The sequence below is a fragment of the Rhizobium sp. Root1203 genome (assembly GCF_001424945.1).
Taxonomy (GTDB): domain Bacteria; phylum Pseudomonadota; class Alphaproteobacteria; order Rhizobiales; family Rhizobiaceae; genus Rhizobium.
Genome location: NZ_LMCW01000018.1, coordinates 31,174 through 52,174, shown reverse-complemented (window position 1 = coordinate 52,174; position 21,001 = coordinate 31,174). Strand labels below are relative to the sequence as shown.

Annotated in this window: 20 protein-coding genes and 1 pseudogene; 12 read left to right on the top strand and 9 right to left on the bottom strand. The window is 60.9% G+C overall.

The features are described 5' to 3' along the window. Positions 1–3 precede the first annotated feature (3 nt). From ASC97_RS19110 to ASC97_RS33150, 3 genes are all read left to right on the top strand, one after another. Positions 4–1,029 carry a sugar kinase gene (locus ASC97_RS19110; RefSeq protein WP_082530068.1) on the top strand — a complete coding sequence of 342 codons (1,026 nt, stop codon included), beginning with the start codon at positions 4–6 and terminating at the stop codon, positions 1,027–1,029. Between the two features lie 189 nt (positions 1,030–1,218). Next, a complete protein-coding gene (locus ASC97_RS35430) occupies positions 1,219–1,398 on the top strand; it encodes a hypothetical protein (RefSeq protein WP_082530066.1) in 180 nt (59 codons plus the stop codon). A gap of 349 nt (positions 1,399–1,747) precedes the next feature. Continuing rightward, positions 1,748–1,930 carry a hypothetical protein gene (locus tag ASC97_RS33150; RefSeq protein ID WP_082530065.1) on the top strand — a complete coding sequence of 61 codons (183 nt, stop codon included), beginning with the start codon at positions 1,748–1,750 and terminating at the stop codon, positions 1,928–1,930. Between the two features lie 363 nt (positions 1,931–2,293). Here ASC97_RS33150 and ASC97_RS19100 read toward each other — a convergent pair whose 3' ends face one another. Both ASC97_RS19100 and ASC97_RS19095 read right to left on the bottom strand, forming a co-directional pair. Then, the gene (locus tag ASC97_RS19100) at positions 2,294–2,935 is read right to left on the bottom strand and encodes a Vgb family protein (RefSeq protein ID WP_057469935.1); all 642 of its coding nucleotides are present in this window, start codon (positions 2,933–2,935) and stop codon (positions 2,294–2,296) included. A gap of 30 nt (positions 2,936–2,965) precedes the next feature. Further along, positions 2,966–4,186, bottom strand: a complete 1,221-nt coding sequence (locus ASC97_RS19095) for a hypothetical protein (protein WP_057469934.1) — start codon at positions 4,184–4,186, stop codon at positions 2,966–2,968. 124 nt (positions 4,187–4,310) lie between these two features. Here ASC97_RS19095 and ASC97_RS19090 point away from each other — a divergent pair, with 124 nt between their 5' ends. The 8 genes from ASC97_RS19090 to ASC97_RS19055 all read left to right on the top strand — a co-directional run bounded on the left by ASC97_RS19090 (position 4,311) and on the right by ASC97_RS19055 (position 12,822). Continuing rightward, complete coding sequence (locus ASC97_RS19090) at positions 4,311–5,111, top strand: DUF899 domain-containing protein (RefSeq protein ID WP_057469933.1); 801 nt, start codon at positions 4,311–4,313, stop codon at positions 5,109–5,111. A gap of 1 nt (position 5,112) precedes the next feature. Further along, positions 5,113–5,412 carry a hypothetical protein gene (locus tag ASC97_RS19085; RefSeq protein WP_244481529.1) on the top strand — a complete coding sequence of 100 codons (300 nt, stop codon included), beginning with the start codon at positions 5,113–5,115 and terminating at the stop codon, positions 5,410–5,412. A 266-nt stretch (positions 5,413–5,678) separates the two neighbouring features. Continuing rightward, positions 5,679–6,125 carry an SRPBCC family protein gene (locus ASC97_RS19080; RefSeq protein ID WP_057469931.1) on the top strand — a complete coding sequence of 149 codons (447 nt, stop codon included), beginning with the start codon at positions 5,679–5,681 and terminating at the stop codon, positions 6,123–6,125. 129 nt (positions 6,126–6,254) lie between these two features. Further along, positions 6,255–7,325, top strand: coding sequence for an adenylate/guanylate cyclase domain-containing protein (locus tag ASC97_RS19075; RefSeq protein WP_057469961.1), 1,071 nt, complete (start codon positions 6,255–6,257; stop codon positions 7,323–7,325). A gap of 189 nt (positions 7,326–7,514) precedes the next feature. After that, positions 7,515–9,557, top strand: coding sequence for an NADH:flavin oxidoreductase (locus tag ASC97_RS19070; protein WP_057469930.1), 2,043 nt, complete (start codon positions 7,515–7,517; stop codon positions 9,555–9,557). Between the two features lie 193 nt (positions 9,558–9,750). Continuing rightward, positions 9,751–10,752 carry an ABC transporter substrate-binding protein gene (locus ASC97_RS19065; RefSeq protein ID WP_057469960.1) on the top strand — a complete coding sequence of 334 codons (1,002 nt, stop codon included), beginning with the start codon at positions 9,751–9,753 and terminating at the stop codon, positions 10,750–10,752. Between the two features lie 101 nt (positions 10,753–10,853). Beyond that, on the top strand, positions 10,854–11,741 hold the full coding sequence (locus tag ASC97_RS19060) for an ABC transporter permease (RefSeq protein ID WP_057469929.1): 888 nt from the start codon (positions 10,854–10,856) through the stop codon (positions 11,739–11,741). Then, the gene (locus tag ASC97_RS19055; RefSeq protein ID WP_057469928.1) at positions 11,734–12,822 is read left to right on the top strand and encodes a quaternary amine ABC transporter ATP-binding protein; all 1,089 of its coding nucleotides are present in this window, start codon (positions 11,734–11,736) and stop codon (positions 12,820–12,822) included. The genes ASC97_RS19060 and ASC97_RS19055 overlap by 8 nt, the downstream gene beginning before the upstream one ends. 18 nt (positions 12,823–12,840) lie before the next feature. On the opposite strand, the gene ASC97_RS19050 is transcribed toward ASC97_RS19055, so the two are convergent. From ASC97_RS19050 to ASC97_RS35425, 7 genes and pseudogenes are all read right to left on the bottom strand, one after another. After that, a complete protein-coding gene (locus ASC97_RS19050) occupies positions 12,841–13,857 on the bottom strand; it encodes a LacI family DNA-binding transcriptional regulator (protein ID WP_057469927.1) in 1,017 nt (338 codons plus the stop codon). Positions 13,858–13,978: 121 nt separating this feature from the next. Next, complete coding sequence (locus ASC97_RS19045) at positions 13,979–15,262, bottom strand: D-tagatose-bisphosphate aldolase, class II, non-catalytic subunit (protein ID WP_057469926.1); 1,284 nt, start codon at positions 15,260–15,262, stop codon at positions 13,979–13,981. A 25-nt stretch (positions 15,263–15,287) separates the two neighbouring features. Continuing rightward, positions 15,288–16,220: a tagatose kinase gene (locus tag ASC97_RS19040; protein WP_057469925.1), complete on the bottom strand. Its 933-nt coding sequence runs from the start codon at positions 16,218–16,220 to the stop codon at positions 15,288–15,290. A gap of 17 nt (positions 16,221–16,237) precedes the next feature. Then, positions 16,238–17,200, bottom strand: coding sequence for an ABC transporter permease (locus ASC97_RS19035; RefSeq protein WP_057469924.1), 963 nt, complete (start codon positions 17,198–17,200; stop codon positions 16,238–16,240). After that, positions 17,197–18,711: a sugar ABC transporter ATP-binding protein gene (locus ASC97_RS19030; protein WP_057469923.1), complete on the bottom strand. Its 1,515-nt coding sequence runs from the start codon at positions 18,709–18,711 to the stop codon at positions 17,197–17,199. The genes ASC97_RS19035 and ASC97_RS19030 overlap by 4 nt, the downstream gene beginning before the upstream one ends. Before the next feature lie 107 nt (positions 18,712–18,818). After that, positions 18,819–19,709 carry a substrate-binding domain-containing protein gene (locus tag ASC97_RS19025; protein WP_057469922.1) on the bottom strand — a complete coding sequence of 297 codons (891 nt, stop codon included), beginning with the start codon at positions 19,707–19,709 and terminating at the stop codon, positions 18,819–18,821. A gap of 176 nt (positions 19,710–19,885) precedes the next feature. Next, positions 19,886–20,116: pseudogene (locus ASC97_RS35425) on the bottom strand (hypothetical protein); the annotation flags it as partial. Between the two features lie 131 nt (positions 20,117–20,247). Between ASC97_RS35425 and ASC97_RS19015 the strand changes: the two are divergent. Next, positions 20,248–20,511: a hypothetical protein gene (locus tag ASC97_RS19015; protein WP_057469920.1), complete on the top strand. Its 264-nt coding sequence runs from the start codon at positions 20,248–20,250 to the stop codon at positions 20,509–20,511. The last annotated feature ends 490 nt before the right edge of the window (positions 20,512–21,001 follow it).

Genomic DNA, 21,001 nt, shown 5'->3' with positions numbered 1-21,001 from the left:
GTTATGACAGTGCCTCCTGCCTCCAATACTCCCCCCAGTCCGTCGTGCCGCGTTCTGTGTGTCGGCGCGGCAGTCCTCGATACATTGTTTCGTGTCCGCTCGTTGCCCACCGGGCAGGGGAAACTTCTCCCCTACGACATGCTGCAGGTTGCCGAAGGCATGGCATCGAGCGCCGCCTTCGCAGTCGCTCGGCTTGGCGGGAGTGCCAGCCTCTGGGCCGCCGTCGGCGGCGATGCCACCGGCGAACGTCTTATTGCCGATCTTTCCAAGAGTGGCATCGATACGAGCGGGATGGTGCTGGTTGAGGGTGCCCGCTCGGCAGTCTCGACGATTCTTGTCGATGATCAGGGCGAGCGCCTCATTGTGCCATTCTACGATGCGTGTCTGCACCATACGGTCAAGCCGGTCACAGCGCAGGACGTGTCGTCCTTCGATGCGGTATTGGTGGACGTCCGATGGCCGGAGCTTGCATTGCAGTCGCTGTTGGCAGCCAGAGAGGCACGCAAGCCGGCCATTCTCGATGGAGACGTTGCGAGCGACGGCGTGATCGAGATGCTTGCGCCTGCTGCCAGCCACATCGTGTTCTCACAGCCGGCCGCCGAGCGACTTGCAGGATCAGCCGATTTGGTGGAGGTCGTCGGTCTTCTGAAGCGGAGGTTCCCGCATGCCTTCATCAGCGTCACTGCGGGCGAAAAGGGTTCCTTCTGGTTCGATGACGCCACCGGGGGCATCTTCCATCTCGCCGCTCCGCAAGTGACTGTCGTCGATACGCTTGCGGCTGGCGATATCTTCCATGGCGCATTCGCGCTTGGCACCGCCGAGGGCATGCCGATCGGAGAAACAATGCGATTGGCATCCATGGCGGCGGCGCTCAAATGCCAGGTGTTCGGAGGACGGATAGGCGCGCCCACAAGGGCCGAAGTCGGCGCAGCGCTGCTGGATTGGAGCGCAAGAGGTCTGGCCGTCCTGCCAAACGGGCCTGCACTTGAGATTGCAGAATGCAGCCAGACGCAAAGCAGGCTTTTTTAGGCTGCGACGCCACCGTTGAAGATACAAGGGATTTCGCAGATACCGACCAAGTGAGGAAGGCTTGGGAACGAATGCCCGGCTTGATCCTTCTGCATTCAATGATTGGCAAAACGCTCTGTAAAGTCTCGCACAACTCCTTGGTAGCGTGTTAGATTGGACACTTCAGATCGTGTATTCGGAGAAGATCATATGACACGTTTTCGGGCACTTGCAGTCGGCGGAGCGCTTATCAGTCTTTCATTGCTCGCCGCCTGCGGGACCCCCCAGAATTCAAGTGGGTCAGCGTCCGGATACGTGCAGGGGGATTCGATGAACCGGGCGTGCGCCGATGGTTTCAGGCCGAACGACAATCGTTCATGCAGTTACTAGACGTTAGCCACGGGCGCCCATCCGGTTGGACATACCATCCGGTCGGCGTGGCCTCGTCCGCTCTGCCAGCGCGTCGAAAGCCTGTTGCCGAGTTGGGCGCGCGCCTAAGCGAGCCTTTGTCGGCGACCAGTGTGGCTCGGGTTTTTCCGCGACGTGTGTGCCTCAATCAACTTAAAGCAGGGATGGCTGAGGGCATGTGCCGATAGCCAGGAACGTTCGCGCCACGACGTCGACCGACGACGCGGCGGCGGGCAGTTGAACGTCGAAGAATATCAGGAACCGTTGCTTTTGCCGCGTGCATTGGAACCCATCGGTCCCAGCGGTGTTTTCCTCGAAAAGGAGCACCACAATGGGTACGAACGACACGAACGCCACACCAGAACAACGACGCCCGAAAGACGTGAGTTCCATTCCAGAGAAGCCTGAACCGGCAGACAGGGAATCGCTTGCAGCCCCCGCAGTGCAGCGGTCGGGCGCAAAGGACGAAAGCGAACGGCCGATCGTCAACCCGGTGACTGGCGTCGCGCTTTAGACGGGATCGGGATGAACGGCTTGGCAGCGCGTTCTCCCGGTTTCGTTGCTGAGGACCAGGCCACGAAATCAGACTCGTTTTTCATTTGGCGTGTTCACGACAAGAGGGTGGTGAAGGATGTCGTGAGCCGTCGGCAAACGCGTCGCGGCAATGCCGAGCGGATTGTCAGATCATTCCGGCTCTCTTACGGAGTCCGGTTGGTGTTGAATTCGCGTTCTGGGCTAGAATATCAATACAAGCATTTGAAATCGCGCAATAAATAGCACCATTCGCTTGCCGGGCGTCTCCCTTGTTTTTGAAAAGCCCTCGACAGCCCAGTACGACCAAGGCATGTCGGTCTCTCCGTGCCGCAGCCGACGAAACCTATGGCCGACGCGCTGGCCGGCGGATGGCTCTCACCTTTGCGCTCACCGTGTCTCCGCAGAACAATGTGTCACCGCCGTTTGACTCAAGGCCCGACACGCCCACCCCTGGTGGCATCTCAAGCCGTTCGAGGACTTTTGCGGTTTGAGGGTCGACGTGCCTCACCTCGCTCTGTTCACCTTCCCAGGTACCGTGCCAGAGTTCACCATCGACCCAGGTGACACCGGTGACAAAGCGGTCGGAATCGATGGAACGAAGGATCCTTCCTGTCTCCGGATCGATTTGATGGATTTTCCTGTCCCTGTATTGACCGACCCAGAGCGTCCCCTCCGCCCATGTGAGGCCTGAATCTCCTCCAAGGCCGGGAGCGGGGATCGTCGAGAGCACGCGACCGCTCTTCGGATCGATCTTCTGGATACGATCTTCGGCAATCTGAAACAGGTGCTCACCGTCAAAGGCCGTCCCTGCATCTGCCGCGACATCGATCGATCGCACTGTCTCTCCGTTTTCCGGATCAAAGGCGTTCAACTTGTCGCCAGAGGCAAACCAGACATGCTGGCCGTCGAAGCTGACGCCATGCACGCGATCGACACCGGGAAATGGTCCGTATTCGCGGAGAATTTGGGCTGGTGATCTTTTCATGGCCTTATCCTATCTTGTGATGCTTCCAGTCTAACCGCCCGGCAGCGGTCCGGGGAGTAACAAGGTTGTCGGGAAATCAGGCACGGGCGGTGTCACCCAACGACGCGCTCGACCGCGGCCAAACGACTGCACCTTGCCTTCTTTTGCAAGGAGCTCGAGCGCCCGCTGTACTGTGCGAGGGCCTGCTCCAAGGGCGATCGCCAGGGCGGTGCTCGACCACGCTTCGCCGTCGGCAAGCAGCGCGAGCACTGCCGCATGCGGCTCCTCGACAGGGGGCGCCAGCACCACGACCTCGCGGGAATGACCAAGCTCGAGCACAAAGCCCTGTTTCGTCGCCTTCACCTCCACCAGGCTGCGAAGCTCCGCGCGAAGTCGCCCGATTTCGACCCGAAGCCGCGCGCGATGCGATTCGTCGGCATGCCTGGCACGGAAGGCACGGGCAAGGAGCGTTGTTCTTGGCACGTCACCTGGCCAGGCTTCACCTAATGCGCGTGCGAGTGCGAAGAGCACCGGACGGGTCGCGAGCGAAACCACCACGTTTCCATACCGCACGACGTTGCGGCATGCATCGACGACCAGCGCCCCAGACATCAACAGCCCCTCAACCTCTTCGAGCAGGATGAGGCGTTCCCCGTTGTGGGTAATCATGCGGGCCGCAGGCGTTTTCAGGGCTGCATATGCGTTGTTCACCTCCGTGATGAGAGCAGGGATACCTGCGTCGCGCGCGGCGGTTTCGGCGCGCATCAGGGCAGCGTATGCCGCCTTCGTCTGCAGGCGCCGGATCGCGATCCCCGCAACCACCAATTCGTGGGCTGCCTTCAAGGCGGGTGGAAGCGGAGAAGGGGTTAGCACAGAGAGCAGGCGCTCCGCTTCGTCTAACCGGCCGATCAGAAGGAAGCGACGGAGTTCGAGATTGCGTGCGTGGGCGGCGTTTACGAGGTCGCCATGGGCATCAAGCGTTGCCCGCGCCGCCTCGAGCGCATTTGGTGGCCAGGTAAGGTCGCGGCAGACGAGTGCTATCTCCGCCTCGGCGACGATGCACCGTGCACGCGCCACCGCCTCTCTCGGCCCAAATGCGCGCGCCGCGCTTTTGAGGAGCGCCTTTGCCCGGACGAAGTCGCCGAGTTGCGCCATGGCAATACCGCGAAGTGCGAGCGCCGGCGCATCGTCCCGCAGGGCGATCCGTTTCAATGCGCCGAGCGGATCACCCGCGGTCAGGGCGCGCGCCGCAGCGGTGATCAGCGAGTCCATCGAAATCCCGTCACACTTGTAACTCCCACCATCTCCAGGTCTCGCCCTAGGCTGTTGTCGATCGCCAAGCAAACCGCTCGCATCAGGATTGATACGACAACAGATCGCCAAAGGAGAAGATATTATGACGACACACGCAACCGCGACGCGCCAGGAATGGCTGGCAGCACGGCTCGACCTCCTCAAGGAGGAGAAGTCACTAACGCGACAGAGCGACGAACTGGCACTGCGTCGCCAGGAACTCCCCTGGGTCGCACTCGAAAAGGACTATCGGTTCGAGACCGATGAAGGGAGCGTTTCGCTGACAGACCTCTTCAGAGGACGCTCGCAACTCCTTGTTTATCATTTCATGTTCGGGCCGGACTATGCCGCCGGTTGCCCGTCCTGCTCGTCAATTGCCGACGGCTTCAACGGCGTCGTCGTTCATCTCGAGAACCACGATGTTGCCTTCTCGGCCGTTTCGCGGGCGCCGCTGGAAAAGCTGCAGGCGTTCAAGCGGCAGATGGGGTGGAGCTTTCCCTGGGCATCCTCGTTCAACAGCGACTTCAATCACGACTTCAGCGTCTGGTTCAGTGAAGAGCAGCAACGCGATGGAAAGATTGACTATAATTTCCGCCGCGAGGGGCCAGCACCAAAGCCGGCAGCAACAAAAGACGCTGCCCTGGACTGGCAATTGCGCGGCAGCGAAAGCCCGATCGCAGAAATCGCCGCCATGACCGGGACCGATGTACCAACCTATACACGCGACCGGCCCGGACTAAGCGCCTTCGTGCTTCAGGATGACACCGTCTATCATAGCTACTCCAGCTATGCCCGTGGTTTGGATGCGGTCTGGGGCATGTATCAATGGCTCGACCGCGCACCGCTCGGCCGCAACGAAGACGGTATCTGGTGGCGTCGCCACGACGAGTATGGTCGGAGGTGACATGGCAATGCTGCTCCACTCCAACGCCGCCGACACCTTGCCCGTTTCGGGCAAGGAAAACGGCGGCGCTAAACCAGGCAGGCGTCTTGGCGCTGTTGATTGGCTATCTCTCGCGGCAACGCCCACTTTCTCGCTCATGGCTCTGGTTTCGGCAACAGGTGGTGGTGCGGAGATGCTCTGCTCCTCCATAGAGGATCTATTGCCGCTCAGCGGAATGGGGGTGATGTATGTCCTTATGGGCGTATTCCACCTGGCGCCCTGGCTCAGGCTGATTTCCAGCAGCACGACAGGCCGGCCGTGATTGCCAATTGTCGAAAAGGTTCAATCCCGCTCGACAACATGATGCTGCGACAGGGACAGCGTAACAGCCGGTCTTCTCCATTCCCGGCGGCCGGTGCGAACCAAAAGGCTCGATGCCGGTCGTCCCTTGTTGAGAACGTGCCTTCCCCTACATGCCGTTGCGGGGCGGGACGGACTTGGGGCGGGACGGGACTTCGGATCCGATCCGCCCGTCCTCCCTTAGATGGCGCACGAGTAACCAAACACGAGTAACCAAAGGAGAGATCGATGCCAGGGCCCAACGTTGTTCGCCGCGAAACACATGTCGCTGCGCCACCCGCCGCGGTGTTTGCCCTCCTGACCGATCCGGACAAGATTCTGCGCTGGATGGGAACCGAAGCCCAGGTCGAGCCACAGCCCGGAGGGCTCTATCTCGTCAACGTCACCGGCGCCCGCTTTGCCCGCGGTTCGTTCCGCGAGGTGGTTCCCGTGCACCGCCTTGCCTATAGTTTTGGCTGGGACGGCAGCGAGGCAGTGCCGCCGGGGTCCAGCCTGGTCGAAATCGATCTGATCGAGCAACCGGACGGGACGCTTCTGCGCCTGACCCACACCGGCCTGCCCGATGCCGCGCAATGTGACAGTCATGCGGAGGGCTGGGCTCATTACCTTGGCCGCCTGAGCGAGGCTGCAGCCGGTCGGGATCCCGGTCCTGACCCCTGGCATGGCAAAACGTGACCGCTTCGCGGTTGCAAAGCCGGTCGCAATCTCTTCCCCTTCGGTGGAGAAGGCAAAAGCATGATGGACGGCATCATTGCGGCCTTCGGTGCGGATGACAGCCTGTTGGCGCCGTGGCATGATCCGGCAATGGATCTGCCCGTCTCCATTGCCTGGCTGGTTGACGAGGCCTTCGCCTCGTCGAGCCCCGAAACATTTCTGGCAGAGCTCGCTCTCCGGCTGTTGGCCGACGGCTTGCCGCTTGCTGGCGGAGCGCTGATGCTCGCGGTGCCGCATCCGATCATCACCCACCGCACCTGGCTGTGGCAGGCTGAGACGGAAACGGTGATCGAGGCGCTCGGCTTTGGCAGTCTTGCCGGCGCAGGTGTGCCCAATCAAGCCGGGAACGATTGGCTGGCAGGACTTGGCCCGGTCATCGAGATCGCTGTCGGTTCGTCACCGGATGGTCCGGTCCTCGCCTGGGCCGGGAGCCGGCCATTCGAACCGCGGGAAACCGCCCGCCTGCGACAGGTCGCGCGTTTCGCCGCCGCGCCCCTGGCCGCCTTGGCGTCGCGGTTGACGCTGACGACGCTGCTTGGTGCCTATCTCGGTCGCAGAAGTGCGGCCCAGGTGCAGGCGGGCGCGTTGCGCCGTGGCACCGGCGAAATCATCCGCGCCGCACTCCTCTGCGCCGACCTGCGCGATTTCACCGCCCAGTCCGAGGTTGTCGAACCGATGGTGATGATCGCCGCGCTCGACGCCTGGTTCGAGCGGGTTGCCGGCGCGGTGCATGCCTTCGGAGGCGAGGTGCTGAAGTTCATCGGGGACGGTTTGCTGGCGATTTTTCCGGTAACCGGCACGCCGGGAGAGGCCTGCGACGCAGCACTTCGAGCGGTCGCGGCTTCCCGCGCCGGGATGGCTCATCTCGATACGGTGCGCGAGACCCAGGGACTGCCGCCGCTACCCTTTGGCATGGCGGTGCATTTCGGCGAGATCCTCTGGGGCAACATCGGTGCGGCAGACCGGCTGGACTTCACCGCGATCGGCCCGGCGGTCAATCTGGTCAGTCGGCTGGAAGGGTTATGCAAGCCACTTGCACGAAGCGTGCTGATATCGGGTGCTGTCGCCGCGGAAACGACCGCGGCATTGATCCCATTGGGTGAGCACACTTTGCGCGGCATTGCCAATCCCTGCGCGACCTTCACCCTGCCGGATGATTGAGCTTTCTGAGCCAGGAATCTCCGCCCGGAAGTTGGCTTTCAATCGGAAGATGGGGCGGACCTCGTGCATCGTGACGCCGAGAAAGCCTGGGCGCGGCGCATTGACGTCGTTCCGTGACGCTTTTGTCTATCGCAGGTCTCCCTGTTTTGAGGGATGATCGGCTTCGCTTCTGACCAGTGGTGTCGCTCGATGGCTTCGCATGATCCCTTACTTCAACCCTTTCAGCTGAAGCACCTGACGCTCAAGAACCGCGTCATGTCGACGGCTCACGAGCCGGCCTATTCCGAGAATGGAATGCCCACGGATCGGTATCGTCTCTATCACGTGGAAAAGGCGAGGGGCGGTATCGCCCTGACGATGACCGCTGGCTCGGCAGTCGTGTCTGCGGACTCGCCCCCCGCCTTCGGCAATCTGCACGCCTATCGCGACGAGATCGTACCATGGATGCGCAAGCTCGCGGACGACTGTCATGAATATGGCACCGCCGTGATGATCCAGCTGACCCATCTCGGACGCCGGACGGGGTGGAACAAAGGAGACTGGCTGCCCGTTCTGGCGCCCAGTCCCATTCGCGAGACCGCGCACCGGGCCTTTCCGAAGGAAGCCGAGGAATGGGACATCGACAGGATCGTCGACGACTACGTTTCCGCTGCTCAGCGCATGCAGGAGGCCGGCCTCGACGGCATTGAGTTCGAAGCCTACGGACATTTGATGGATGGATTCTGGTCGCCGGCGACAAACACTCGCGACGACGAATTCGGCGGCGCGCTGGAGAACCGCATGCGATTTTCGACGATGGTGACGCAGGCGGTCCGCAAGGCCGTCGGTCCGGAATTCATCGTCGGCATCCGCATGGTTGCGGATGAGGATTGGGAAAAGGGCCTGTCGCGCGAAGAGGGCATCGAGATAGCGCGCCGGCTGGTCGCGTCCGGAACGATCGATTTTCTGAATATCATCCGCGGCCATATCGACAGCGACGCGGCCCTCAACAACGTCATCCCGATCCAGGGGATGGCATCGGCGCCGCATCTCGATTTTGCCGGGGAAATCAGAGCGGCGACCAGGTTTCCGGTGTTTCACGCAGCACGCATCGCAGATGTCGCCACGGCGCGCCATGCTATTGCCGAGGGCAAGCTCGATATGGTCGGGATGACGCGCCCGCACATTTCCGATCCCCACATTGTCCGGAAGGTGGAAGCCGGCGAGGAGGCGCGCATTCGCCCCTGCGTCGGCGCCACCTACTGTCTCGATCGCATCTATGAGGGCGGCGAGGCTTTGTGCATCCACAACGCGGCGACCGGCCGCGAAGGCGAGCTTTCGCACATCGTCGAGAAGGCGCCGGCACGAAGGCGGGCGGTTGTCGTCGGGGCTGGGCCGGCGGGGCTCGAAGCCGCCCGGGTCCTTGCCGAGCGCGGACACAAGGTCGACCTGCTGGAGGCCAGCGCCAAGGCCGGCGGACAGATCAATCTTTTGATCCGCAACCTTCGCCGCAGAGAAATGATCGGCATCGTCGATTGGCGTCTCGATGAGCTGGAACGCCTCGGCGTTGCTGTCCACTACAATGTCTATGCTGGACCGGACGACGTTCTGGCCCTCGAGCCGGATCTGGTTGTCGTTGCAACAGGCGGGATCGCACAATCTCCCGTGCTCGATGCGGGCGACGATCTCGTCACCTCGTCCTGGGACATTCTTGCAGGTGCCGTGAAGCCCGAGCGAAGCGTCCTGCTTTTCGATGACAATGGTGCTCATCCGGGAATGTCGGCAGCCGAAGTCATCGCCAATAGCGGTGCAGACCTGGAATTGGTTTCTCCGGAGCGCTTCTTTGCTCCTGAAATGGGTGGAATGAACCACGTGCCGTACGCCAGGGTGTTTGCCGAAAAAGACGTCAAGGTCACCATCAACACCCGCCTGAAGGCTGTGCGGCGCGACGGCAATCATCTCGTGGCCGTGCTCGGATCCGACTATGCCGGGAACACGCAGTGGGAGCGTCGGGTATCCCAGGTCGTGGTGGAACACGGGACCGCGGTCAATGCGGACCTTTACTTCGAACTCAAGCCTCTCTCGCGCAATCTGGGGGCCCTCGACTATGCGGCATTGATCGCGCGGCGATCGCCGCTTCCTGTGCGCAACGAAGCCGGGCGGTTTGACGTTTTTCGTATCGGAGACGCCGTGGCAAGCCGCAACATCCATGCAGCCATCTACGAGGGGTTTCGGATCTGTTCCCTCTTGTAGGTTCGCATCGCGAACGACGGTCCCGACGGCGACGGCATGCCCACAGGGCCATTGAAAGAAAGCTCCAATGCGCCAGTTTCTGACGCAATCGGAATGGCGAATGCCGTATCATGAAGGCTCAATGGGCATGCCGGCTGACGCGGTGCCGCCGGCGCCCGGGTTCACGTACACCGCGACCAGAGGGAACAAGAAAATGAAAGTGCTTTTGGCTTCCACCGTTCTTGCTGTCGGGCTTCTCGGTCTCGGCGGCGCTGCGTCCGCCGCTGAGTGCGGCGACGTCACCATTGCCAACATGAACTGGCAGTCTGCCGAAGTTGCCGCCAACATCGACAAGCTGATCCTCGAGGCAGGATATGGCTGCCACGCCGAGCTCGTCGTCGGCGACACGGTTCCGACCCTGACCTCCATGGCAGAAAAGGGCCAGCCGGACATCGCTCCGGAGGCATGGGTCAGCTTGCAGCCGGAAATCGTCAACCGTGGACTGACCGACGGCAAATTTGTCAAGGCTGCGAAGATCCTGTCGGACGGCGCCATCCAGGGATGGTGGATCCCGAAGTATCTTGCGGATGCCCATCCGGACATCAAGACGATCCCCGATCTTCTCAAACACCCGGAACTCTTCCCGGCGCCTGAAGACAAGAGCAAGGGCGCCGTGTTCAACGGTCCGCAAGGTTGGGGCGGGACGGTGGTGACCGCGCAGCTCTTCAAGGCCTATGGCGGCGAGAAGGCAGGCTTCACGCTGGTCGATACCGGCTCGGCTGCGGGTCTCGACGGCTCCATCGCCAAGGCCTACGAAGCCAAGCAGCCCTGGGTAGGCTACTATTGGGCTCCGACCGCACTGCTTGGCAAATACGAGATGGTCAAGCTCGGCTACGGCGCCGAATACAATGCCGACGAGTGGAAGCGCTGCACGTCGGTGGCAGACTGCGCCGACCCCAAGGAAAATGCCTGGCCCTCAGACAATGTGGAGACGCTCGTCACCAAGACATTTGCCGACCGCGCAGGGCCTGAGGCAATGGACTACCTCAACAAGCGGGCATGGACAAACGACACCGTCAACAAGCTGATTGCCTGGATGTCGGACAATCAGGCGAGCGGCGAGGAGGGGGCAAAATACTTCCTCAAGAACAACGCCGATCTCTGGACGAAATGGGTGTCGCCCGAGGTTGCCGAAAAGATCAAGGGCTCCCTCTGACACCTGTGTAGACATGCGGGCGGCCATGCCGCCCGCCAACATCCCGGCGCGACGGCCAAAAACAACAACGGCCGCCGCCGATTTTGCCATGGGGAACTGACATGGATTGGCTCTTTAAATTTCCTTCGATGAACGACGACACGCTGCGCGCCTTGAAAAAGAGCGTCGACGAAGGTTTTCGCGCCTTCACGCGTGGCTATGGCAGTAGCATCGAGACGTTGTTCAGCCCGCTGCAAAGCTTTCTGATCTGGGCCGAGCGGCTGCTTACCGGTGCGCCATGGCCGCTTGTCATCGCCGTGATCGGCCTGATCGCCTGGTTTGCAACCCGCAGCTGGCGGATCGTGGTCGGCTGCATGCTGACGCTGCTCCTCATCGGCTATTTCGACATGTGGGAAGACACGATGAAGACCGTCTCGATGATCTTCGTCTGCACGGTGCTTTCGATCGCGATCGGCATTCCGATCGGCATCGCGATGTCCCGCTCGGACCGGCTGCAGAGTACGGTCAACCCTGTGCTCGACGTCATGCAGACGATGCCGAGCTTCGTCTACCTCATTCCCGTCGTCATGCTCCTGGGTATCGGTCGGGTTCCAGGCGTCATCGCGGTCGTGATCTATGCCTTGCCGCCGATGATACGGCTCACAAACCTCGGAATCCGCATGGTCGACCGGGATGTCCTCGAAGCCGCCGATGCCTACGGTTCGTCGAGCTGGCAGAAACTCAGGAATGTTCAACTTCCGCTGGCCTTGCCGACGATCATGGCGGGCATCAACCAGACCATCATGATGGCGCTTGCCATGGTGGTCATCGCTTCGATGATCGGCGTTCAAGGTCTGGGACAACCTGTCCTGAAGGCGATCGCCAACCAGTATTTCACGCTCGGCGTCTTCAATGGCCTCGCCATCGTCGGCATCGCCATCATCTTCGACCGCATCAGCCAGGCCTATGGATTGCGGCTGCAGAAGCACCGGGAGGTCATCCATGGGTAGTCAATCGATCGAGATCCGCCATCTCTACAAGATCTTCGGACCACGGGGCCGCGATTTCGTCGAGCCGGTGATGAAGGGGATGTCGAAAACCGAATTGAACCGTGAACATGGGCATGTCCTCGGTCTGAAGGATATCAATATCACGATACCCGGCGGTGGCATCACCGTCATCATGGGCTTGTCGGGCTCCGGGAAGTCCACCCTGATCAGACACATCAACCGGCTGATCGATCCGACCGCGGGGGAAGTTCTCTATGGAACCTCCGATATTTGCAGGATGGACCGGGAAAAACTGCGCCAGTTCAGGCAGCAGAGGACGGCCATGGTATTCCAGAAGTTCGGCCTCCTGCCTCATCGAAACGTGCTTCAGAACACCGTATACGGACTTGAGATCCAGGGTGTCGCCAAGGGCGAACGCGAGGAGCGGGCGCAGCACTGGATCAGGCGCGTCGGCCTTGACGGGTTTGCAGCCCACTATCCCAACCAGCTGTCGGGCGGCATGCAACAGCGCGTCGGACTTGCCCGTGCATTGACCAACGACGCTGAAATCCTGCTGATGGACGAAGCCTATTCGGCGCTCGATCCCCTGATCCGCGTCGACATGCAGACGGTACTGCTCGATCTGCAAAAAGAGCTGAAGAAGACGGTCGTCTTCATCACCCACGACCTTGATGAGGCGCTCCGGCTCGGGGATCGCATTGCGATCCTGCGGGACGGGGAGGTGATCCAGCAAGGCACGCCAGCCGACATCGTGCTGAAACCCGCCGACGACTACATCGCCGCTTTCGTCAAGGAGGTGAACCGCGGCCGTGTCATCGAGGTTGAAGCGGTCATGACCGCTAAGATGAACGGGGCTGCCAAACCGGGGCTTCGTATACCGGCAGGAACGAGCGTTGAAGCAGCGCTGCGGGAGATGTCGATCGGCAAGGTCGCTGCCGCCACAGTCGTTTCCCTGGAGGGAGCTGACATCGGACGCGTCACCACGGACAACCTGATCCGCTGTCTCGTCGGTGAGGAGGCTGCGCCTGATGAGGCGCGACCTGATCCGTCGGCCGCCGCAGCCCTGTCAACAATTCCGTGAGAAGGGTGCCCCTGCCTCCTATGCGGATTCACGCAGCTGGAGGTCCGCCGTCAGGACAATTCGGCCATCCGGCGGAAAATCGACCCGCCGGCCTTCGTCCTCGCCGAGCTTGTGAAGCAGGAGTTCGATAGCCAGGCGGCCGATATCGTTATAGTTCTGGGCGACGGTTGTAATCGGCGGACAGGCGTAGCGCGAAAGTGGGTGGTCGTCGTGACCCGCCACGCGCAGATCGCAGCCCGGCGCGTGGCCGACCCTCAGACCCGCCTGGTAGGCGGCTGAGATAACGCCGAACGCAACGCGATCGTTGGCACAGAGCACGGTGCGCGTTGGAAATCCGCCGCTGCGCAGGATCCGCTGCGTCTGCTCGTAACCGAAGCGCTCGAAGTCCCAGGTGCGCTGTGTATCCAGCTTCACGATGATCGGATCGAGTTTCAGATGCGTCATGGATTCGCTATAGGCGCGCTCTCGCGTCATCGCGTTGTTGTTGACCGATGGCATGGCAAAATAACAGGGCTGTTCACCGGATCTCGACAGATAGTCGACGATCAGCTGAAAGCTCTGCTGGTTGTCGGTGCCGACAAAGGACGATGTCGCGTCCAACGGCGAGTCGACATAGACGAGCGGAATGCTCTCGCCGAGCGCCGCCAACGTCTCATGGTGGGAATCGACACCCAGAGGAGCGATGATCGCGCCCGCGACATTCAGCGATTTGAAGGTCTCGATCGCGCGGTCCTCCATCTCCGGCTTGCCATCGGACGACAGGACGAACGCCAGGAACCCAGCCTGATTGGCGATCAACTCGATGCGACGGGTGAGCGCCATGTAGAACGGGTCGGTCGAATTCGGGATAATCACGCCTAAAATGTTCGACCGGCGTCGATTGAGATTGACGGCAAAAATATTGGGTCGAAACCCGGATTGCTTGATTGCGACCTCGATGAGATCGCGGGTCTTGCCTCGCACGGATTTGGGATCGTTGAAATACTTCGAAACCGTCGGCCGGGAAAGGCCGACGAATTCCGCAAAATCTTCCATCGTCTTGATTGGTCTATCCAATTCCATGTTCCCCGTGCTTGCTGTCATATCCGTTGAAAAGCGCCCCGACTGTCAACTGAAAAGGAGGCACGATCCCCAACGGCGAGGATGTCAGGCGCGATCAGCCACGGCATGCCTCGAAGTAATCCTCGATCACGACATCGATCGCTGCAATCGCAAGACCCCTGGCCGTTGATGAGGCGCGTCCCGCGCGCACCCGCGGGTAAAGCCCCCGCAGATACTGGCTGATCAACGTCTCGGGGATTTCCGTATCGCCGAAGAGCCCAAACAGGCTGTCGACCGCAGCGGCGATCTCCTCGTCCGGCCAATAATATCGAATGCGGTCGCTATAGGAGAAGTGCCGCTGCAGGTGCTGCTCGTCCGCAGTGCCGTGATAGTACTTCTCCCAATTACCGGGATCGCGGGTCATCACGCTCTCTGTGACCGCCATCAGGGTACCGGACCTGCTGTCAGGAAACAGAAATTCTGCGATCTGGTCGAGGCCATACAACGCCTCGCGAAGCGCAAATGTGAGGCCGGGGCCGACCTTGAGGATCGCAAAACCATCCAGGGCCAGCCTGCGGAGCGCCTCGCGGGCCTGATAATCTGTGGAGTGGGCTTCAAAGACCAGACCCGGCAAGCGATGCAAAGAGGCCGTTAGCGCGGTTGCTTTCACTGGATCGTAGGCGATGACGTTATGATTGCCGAATTCGACGCCCGGCTGGACGACCACGCCGACGACGCGCCTGAAGGCATCTGCGGCGCCCGCCCTTTCGAACGCGTCCGCATGGACCCGCACCGTCTCCAGCGCTGCTTCGGGCCGGGTGACCTCAAGGACGTCAAGCTCTTCCAGAGCCCCGCCCGGGATCGGTACTTCCGTTCCGATGATGTAGACCGGTTTGACGCCCGCGGTGTTTTTGATCTCATCTTCGGCGGCAGCTGCAAGGCGTGCGGCACGCGCCGCTGTGACATCGTCTGAAAGCGCCACCGGTTCGCCGGCGCAGCCCATGCTGGTGTCGAGATGCAGCTTTGTGAAGCCAGCCCGCGCATAGGCCCGGATCATGACTTCCGCCTTGTCCATTGCCTCTCCGGCGTCCAGTCCCTTCCAGGGGTTCGGGCCCAGGTGGTCTCCGCCCAGGATCACCCTCTCCATCGAAAAGCCAGTCCTTGCGGCGATTTTCTCTACGAAGGTGCGGAAGTCTGCCGGGGTCATGCCCGTATAGCCGCCATCCTGGTTCACCTGGTTACAGGTGGCTTCGATGAGGAGGGGAGCCTTTGCCTCGATTGCGTGCACCATGGCTGCCTCGATGACGAGGGGATGAGCAGAGCAAATGGAGGGGATGCCCTTGAAGCCTGTTCTTTGGTCGCGCCATTTTGCGATGTCGAGTAAGTAGTTCTGCGTCATGCTTGTGATCTCTCTATCGGGCCCGCTATCTGGCAAGCAAAGCATCGAGTTCGGCGCGGGTGGATGCACCTTCCATGGGACCTATCCGGGTGACGGCCAGCGCGCCGGCGGCGTTGGCATATCGCAAGGCAACGTCCGGCGTGGCACCCTCCAGCCAGAAGGTGACGAAGGTGGCGCCAAAGCAGTCGCCGGCCCCTGTCGGATCGACTTCCTCGACCGGCATGCTGGGCAGCGTCAGCGTCCGTTGCGCGTCATGGTAGGTTGCTCCCGCAGAGCCCTGCTTGAGCACAATCACCTTGATGCCTTGTGCCAACAGCTCTTCGACCGCTTCCTTTGCCGACTTCGCCTGCGTGAAGAGGAAGAGTTCGTCGCCGCTGGGGAGGAACAGATCTGTCTCTGCAATCACCTCCTGAAGCGCCTCGCGCATGCCCGGGCTCTTCAATATCTCCGGCCGAAGGTTCGGATCGAAGGAGATGGTTCCGCCCTTCGCCTTGATCGTTCGCATGGCCGACAGGACCGTTTCGATGACGCTCGGCGCATAAAGCGACGTCCCCATCACATGCAGATGGCCAGCTTCCTCGACGAGGCGGGCCGCTTCGCCGGAAAGGTCGATCGTGCCGCACGCGCTGTGGCGAAGGTTGAAAACGAAGGCTCTGGTGCCATCGTCGCGATAACGAACGAAGGCGCTTCCGGTCGTTCCGTTCGCATCGATCCTGATGCCGGACACGTCCACACCATCGGCTCTCAGCCTATCGAGATTGACGTGGCCGAAATCGTCATCGCCGACAGCCGAAATCATGGCGCAGTCATGGCCGAGCTTGCCGACCTGATCGATGAAGATGGCGGGCGCGCCGGAGGGAAACGGGCCGATGAGGGGGACGGCGGAACGGAAACCGTTGCCGCGTTCGGTGGCAATGATCTCGACCAGGATTTCGCCGATCGTCAGTATCTTCTTCATGGCTATGCTCACTGGTTCTAGCGTTTCGCCTGTTTGGCGCGCACATCGAGCCAGACTGCCACGAGGATCACGAGACCCTTGACGATCAGCTGGTAGAAGTATGGCACCGACAGCATGTTCATGCCGTTGTTCATCACGCCGATGATGAGCGCACCAATCAGCGTGCCGACCATCGTGCCGACCCCGCCGGCCAGGCTCGTCCCGCCGAGAACGGCGGCTGCGATGGCGTCGAGTTCGTAGCTCGTGCCGGCATTGGTCTGCGCCGAAAAAAGACGCGCCGAAAGCAGGACGCCTGATATGGCCGCCATCACGCCTGAAATGATGAAGATGGTGATCTTCAGCCGGTCGACTTTGATACCGGAATAAAGAGCTGCCTCACGATTGCCGCCTGTCAGATAGGCGCGTCGCCCGAAGGTCGTTTTGCCCAGCAGGACCTGATTGAAAACAAACAGGACCAGCACGATCCAGATGATGATCGGAAACCCGAGGAAGCTCTCCGTTCCGATCGCCGTCCACGTCTCGTTCATGATCATCGCCGGCGCACCGTTCGTCGGCAGGCTGACCAGACCGCGATAGATGCCCATCGTTGCGACGGTGACAATGAATGACGGCAGCAGCAGCTTTGCCGTCAGAACCCCGTTTATGAGGCCCATCAGCGCGCCGGCAAGGAGCGTCAGCACGAGTGCGGGTGCAAAGCCCAGCCCGTAGGCAAAACACTGGGCGCCAACCATGCCGGCGACGGCGATGATGGAACCGATCGACAGGTCGATTTCGCCAAGCAGGATGACCCAGGTCATCCCGAAGGCGGCTATTGCGATAACGGCAACCTGCTGCAGCACATTCATAAAGTTGGCGACCGACATGAACCGCGGGTTCATGATCGAGAAGATCACGCACAGAATGATGAGGGAGAGGAAAATGCCGCCATACTGTTTGAAGATCTTCATCAGCAGGACGTTGGAAGCCTGGTTCTGGCTCATGATGTCAAACCTGTCGCAAAAGCCATGATCTTTTCTGGGGTGAGGTCGGTTCCGGCTACAATCGCGCCGAGGTCGCCTTCGTGCATGACGGCGACCCGGTCGCTCATGCCGAGGACCTCGGGCAGTTCCGACGAGATCAGGAGGATGGCTGTGCCCTCCGCCGCCAGCTGGCGGATGATCTTGTAAATCTCGAATTTGGCGCCGACGTCGACGCCGCGTGTCGGCTCGTCGAGGATCAGCACCTTGGGTTTGGTCAGCAGCCACTTGGCCAGCACGATTTTCTGCTGGTTGCCGCCCGAAAGTGCGCCGGTAGGGGTGTCCAGCGATCGCGTCTTGATGGCCAGTCGCGAGACTTCAGCCACGGCAGCATCGCGCTCGGCGCGCCGGCGCAGGAAGCCGAGCCTGCCGGCAAAGTCCTGCAGCGCCACCATCGAGATATTGCTCTCGACGCTGTGGCTGAGAACGAGGCCCTCCTCCTTGCGGTTTTCGGTGACGAAGCCGAGACCGCTGGCAATCGCCTTCACGGGCGAATCGATATTGACGGTCCTGCCGTTCAGCCGGACCGTGCCCTGGGCCGTTCGCATTCCGAAGAGCGCGTTCATGATCTCCGAGCGGCCGGAGCCGATCAAACCGAAGAAGCCGAGGATCTCGCCGGGCTTGACGTCAAAGGAGATGTCCGCGAACTCGCCGGGGCGCGTCAGCTTCTCGACGGACAGAACTGGTTCGACGGATGGGCTAGGCGCAGCTACGGTCCGCGGAGGGTAGATCTCCTCCATCTTTCGGCCGACCATAAGCGCGATCAGCTCTTCGATGGTCACGGTTTCGCGTTGTCGCGTGGCAACGTATTCACCGTCCCGAATGACCGTGATGTCATCGCTCAATCGCATGATTTCTTCCATGCGGTGAGAGATATAGATGACGGCCGTGCCACGCTCTTTCAGACACTCGATGATCTGAAACAGAATTTCGGCTTCGCTGTCGCTGAGAGATGAGGTCGGCTCGTCGAGGATCACGACCTTGGCCTCGACGCTCAATCCCTTGGCGATCTCGACCAACTGGCGCTGCGCAATCGAGAGGTTGCCGACCTTTTCCTCGACGGATACGGGCAAGCCGAGCGCCTTGACGATGTCGGCGGCCTTTCTTGTCAGTTTTCTATCGTTGATGAAGCCGGCCGTTGCGGGTTCACGGGTCGCCAGGATGTTCTCGCCGACCGTCATGTTGTTGCAGAGGCTGAGTTCCTGGAAGACGATGGTCAAACCAAGGGCCGCGGCCTGCTGCGGGTTCGTCGGATGATAGGGCTGGCCGTCGAGCGTAATGTGGCCGGCGGTCGGCTGGTGGACGCCAGCCAGTATCTTCATCAACGTCGATTTTCCAGCGCCGTTCTCCCCAAGCAGCGTGTGCACGCGCCCGCGCCTGACGTCGAGGTGCATGTTCTTCAGTGCCGCAACGGTCCCGAAGGTCTTGGAGATATCGCTGATCGTGAGGATGGTATCTGCGGTGGGCGCATTCATGGCGGCCTCCTTGTCAGTCGTCGTCGGTGGTTCCGAGCAAGGTCGCGCACGGAACCACCAGACTTTGAGCGGCCTCGCCGGAAACGGCGAACCGTCCTGGGAGCAGATTACTTCTTGGTGTAGACGCCAGGCACGATCGGCTGTTCGGCCGGCACGTCCTCGCCTGCGATGACCTTGACGGCCGTGTCGACGGCAACCTTGCCCATCTGGTCAGGGAACTGCTGGATTACGCCGACCATGACCGGGTTGCTGTCGACAGCCTTGCGGGCTTCTTCCATGCCATCGAAGCCGATGACCTTGACCTGGGACTCGAGACCTGCTGCCTTGACGGCGACAGCTGCTGCAAGCGCTGCATCGTCGCCGAAGCCGAAGATGCCCGTAATGTCAGGGTTTGCCTGCAGCATGTTCTGGGCAGCGGCCAATGCCTCGGCGCGGGTAATGCCGGTCTGCTGTGCAACGATCTTGATATCCGGGTGGCCGGCGATAGACTTCTTGAAGCCCTCGATGCGGTTTACGACCGATTGAACCGTCGGGTAGTCGATGATCGCAACATTGCCCTTGTCGCCGATCTCCTTGGCCATCAGGTCGCCGGCCTGGATGCCGCCGGTGAAGTTGTCGGTGCCGATATGAGACGTAACCTTGACGCCCGCGGCCGGCACGTCGACCGTAATGACCTTGATGCCGGCCTTCTCGGCCTTGGCGATCGCTGCGACAACACCCTGGCTGTCGACCGGCGAGATGATGATGACACTGACGCCCTTGACGATGAAATCTTCAACGTCAGCTAGCTGCTTGTTCAGGTCCTGATTGGCGATAGAGACCTCGAGCGGCACGTTCTTGGCCTTGGCTTCCGCCGTCATTGCATTCGCAAGCTCGATGTAGAAGGGATGCTGCTGCGTCAGCAGCGACGCGCCGATGCCGTCGGCATAGGCAGCAGCTGCCGATAGCGAAAATGCCGCGCCGAGCGCGAGCGATGCGATCAGTTTTTTAATGGTCATGGTTCCTCCCGAGCTGGACTCGGCTTGGGCCTGCGTTCCGTTGGATCGATCGAGTAGGCCTCCCGAGCTCAATCGACAGGAAGGGATAAACCACCATTGTTTACGTGCGTCAAGTTTAAAGATTGTGTGTGACCATTCAATTGATACGCACGCAAACCTAGGCGGGCCGGCCGGTTCTATTCGGTGGGCAATGAAAGTTGCCGGGGAGGCCACAGCGTCCCGAAGCTGCCAGCGGAATCAGACTGCGTGAGGGCGGGCATGTTGTCCTGCAAAAACCTGGCGAACGAGGACGCGGGAAGCGGACCGGCCGTCATCAGGGTAAAATCGAAAGCCGACGGAAGATCCGAGCCTAGAACATACTGCCGATGCACACGCACGAAATCCCGCCTGATTTTCCTGTAGTGCTGCGGGTCCGGGTGCGCTGGATGGTGTGGAGCGCGAGTCTTGCCACGCCCGGCCAATCATGGCAGGCTCAGGCGTGGGGTCGTTTCAGCGCAATCTTTAGCGGCCGGCGCCGTCGTACAAGTGGAGCAAGGTGATGTGGGTCCTGATGTACGTCTTCTCCTACTCAGTCAATCCCGCCGCTACAGACGACCGGGCCGAATGGAGGCCCGTCCCAAACGTGGTGTTCCAGGAGTTCTCGAATGAAGAGCGATGCATGTCGGCCAAATCGAAACTTGAGGCCAGCTTAAAGGAAGCGGGAGACAAGCTAAGAAGTGGCTTGGAAGACTTGAAGAGGGCCGGCGCGGCAGATCCAGCGCAGATCATCATTGCCTACAGTGTGGAGTGCCTTCCGAAATAGGGTCGCCCAGGACTTGGGTGCACGACGCAAACCATGCGATTAAATGAACCCGTCTCCAATTCGCGCATGATCTCCATCGATCGGACCACAGCCTCCGCTGGTTACTCTGTCCGAAATGCGTCGTTTGGCGCCGATAGACAAGCGAAAGGCATCGTTGAGCAAGACATCTGATCTGGTCTGACGCTAAGCCACGTCACAAGCGGCTCGGTGGCCAAGCTTAACTGAACACTCCCTCGTCGCACTCACGGCGGGCTGCAAACCCTTGCTCATCGATGATGCTTTGACAATCAGGCCATCGGGTTGTTCTCGCTGTTTTCCGCGCGGTGCCGTCCAAAATGAAGAGACTGCTTTTCGCGCTCTTGGTGGACGCGACACCGGCTCTCGCCGACGATGGCGATCCGTTCACACCGGCGCAGCACTAGGAGATCGGGCAGAAGCTCATCCAATGCAGTGCTTACTTCCGCATGGGGCCGAGACCGCTCGGCGCGTG

Coding starts and splice junctions, on each gene's coding strand:
- ASC97_RS19100 (WP_057469935.1), bottom strand. CDS start 2,935: ATGAAAAGATCACCAGCCCAAATTCTCCGCGAATACGGACCATTTCCC.
- ASC97_RS19055 (WP_057469928.1), top strand. CDS start 11,734: ATGGGTAGTCAATCGATCGAGATCCGCCATCTCTACAAGATCTTCGGA.
- ASC97_RS19030 (WP_057469923.1), bottom strand. CDS start 18,711: ATGAATGCGCCCACCGCAGATACCATCCTCACGATCAGCGATATCTCC.
- ASC97_RS19065 (WP_057469960.1), top strand. CDS start 9,751: ATGAAAGTGCTTTTGGCTTCCACCGTTCTTGCTGTCGGGCTTCTCGGT.
- ASC97_RS19095 (WP_057469934.1), bottom strand. CDS start 4,186: ATGGACTCGCTGATCACCGCTGCGGCGCGCGCCCTGACCGCGGGTGAT.
- ASC97_RS19080 (WP_057469931.1), top strand. CDS start 5,679: ATGCCAGGGCCCAACGTTGTTCGCCGCGAAACACATGTCGCTGCGCCA.
- ASC97_RS33150 (WP_082530065.1), top strand. CDS start 1,748: ATGGGTACGAACGACACGAACGCCACACCAGAACAACGACGCCCGAAA.
- ASC97_RS19075 (WP_057469961.1), top strand. CDS start 6,255: ATGGATCTGCCCGTCTCCATTGCCTGGCTGGTTGACGAGGCCTTCGCC.
- ASC97_RS19015 (WP_057469920.1), top strand. CDS start 20,248: ATGTGGGTCCTGATGTACGTCTTCTCCTACTCAGTCAATCCCGCCGCT.
- ASC97_RS19035 (WP_057469924.1), bottom strand. CDS start 17,200: ATGAGCCAGAACCAGGCTTCCAACGTCCTGCTGATGAAGATCTTCAAA.
- ASC97_RS19040 (WP_057469925.1), bottom strand. CDS start 16,220: ATGAAGAAGATACTGACGATCGGCGAAATCCTGGTCGAGATCATTGCC.
- ASC97_RS35430 (WP_082530066.1), top strand. CDS start 1,219: ATGACACGTTTTCGGGCACTTGCAGTCGGCGGAGCGCTTATCAGTCTT.
- ASC97_RS19110 (WP_082530068.1), top strand. CDS start 4: ATGACAGTGCCTCCTGCCTCCAATACTCCCCCCAGTCCGTCGTGCCGC.
- ASC97_RS19045 (WP_057469926.1), bottom strand. CDS start 15,262: ATGACGCAGAACTACTTACTCGACATCGCAAAATGGCGCGACCAAAGA.
- ASC97_RS19085 (WP_244481529.1), top strand. CDS start 5,113: ATGGCAATGCTGCTCCACTCCAACGCCGCCGACACCTTGCCCGTTTCG.
- ASC97_RS19025 (WP_057469922.1), bottom strand. CDS start 19,709: ATGACCATTAAAAAACTGATCGCATCGCTCGCGCTCGGCGCGGCATTT.
- ASC97_RS19060 (WP_057469929.1), top strand. CDS start 10,854: ATGGATTGGCTCTTTAAATTTCCTTCGATGAACGACGACACGCTGCGC.
- ASC97_RS19090 (WP_057469933.1), top strand. CDS start 4,311: ATGACGACACACGCAACCGCGACGCGCCAGGAATGGCTGGCAGCACGG.
- ASC97_RS19050 (WP_057469927.1), bottom strand. CDS start 13,857: ATGGAAGATTTTGCGGAATTCGTCGGCCTTTCCCGGCCGACGGTTTCG.
- ASC97_RS19070 (WP_057469930.1), top strand. CDS start 7,515: ATGGCTTCGCATGATCCCTTACTTCAACCCTTTCAGCTGAAGCACCTG.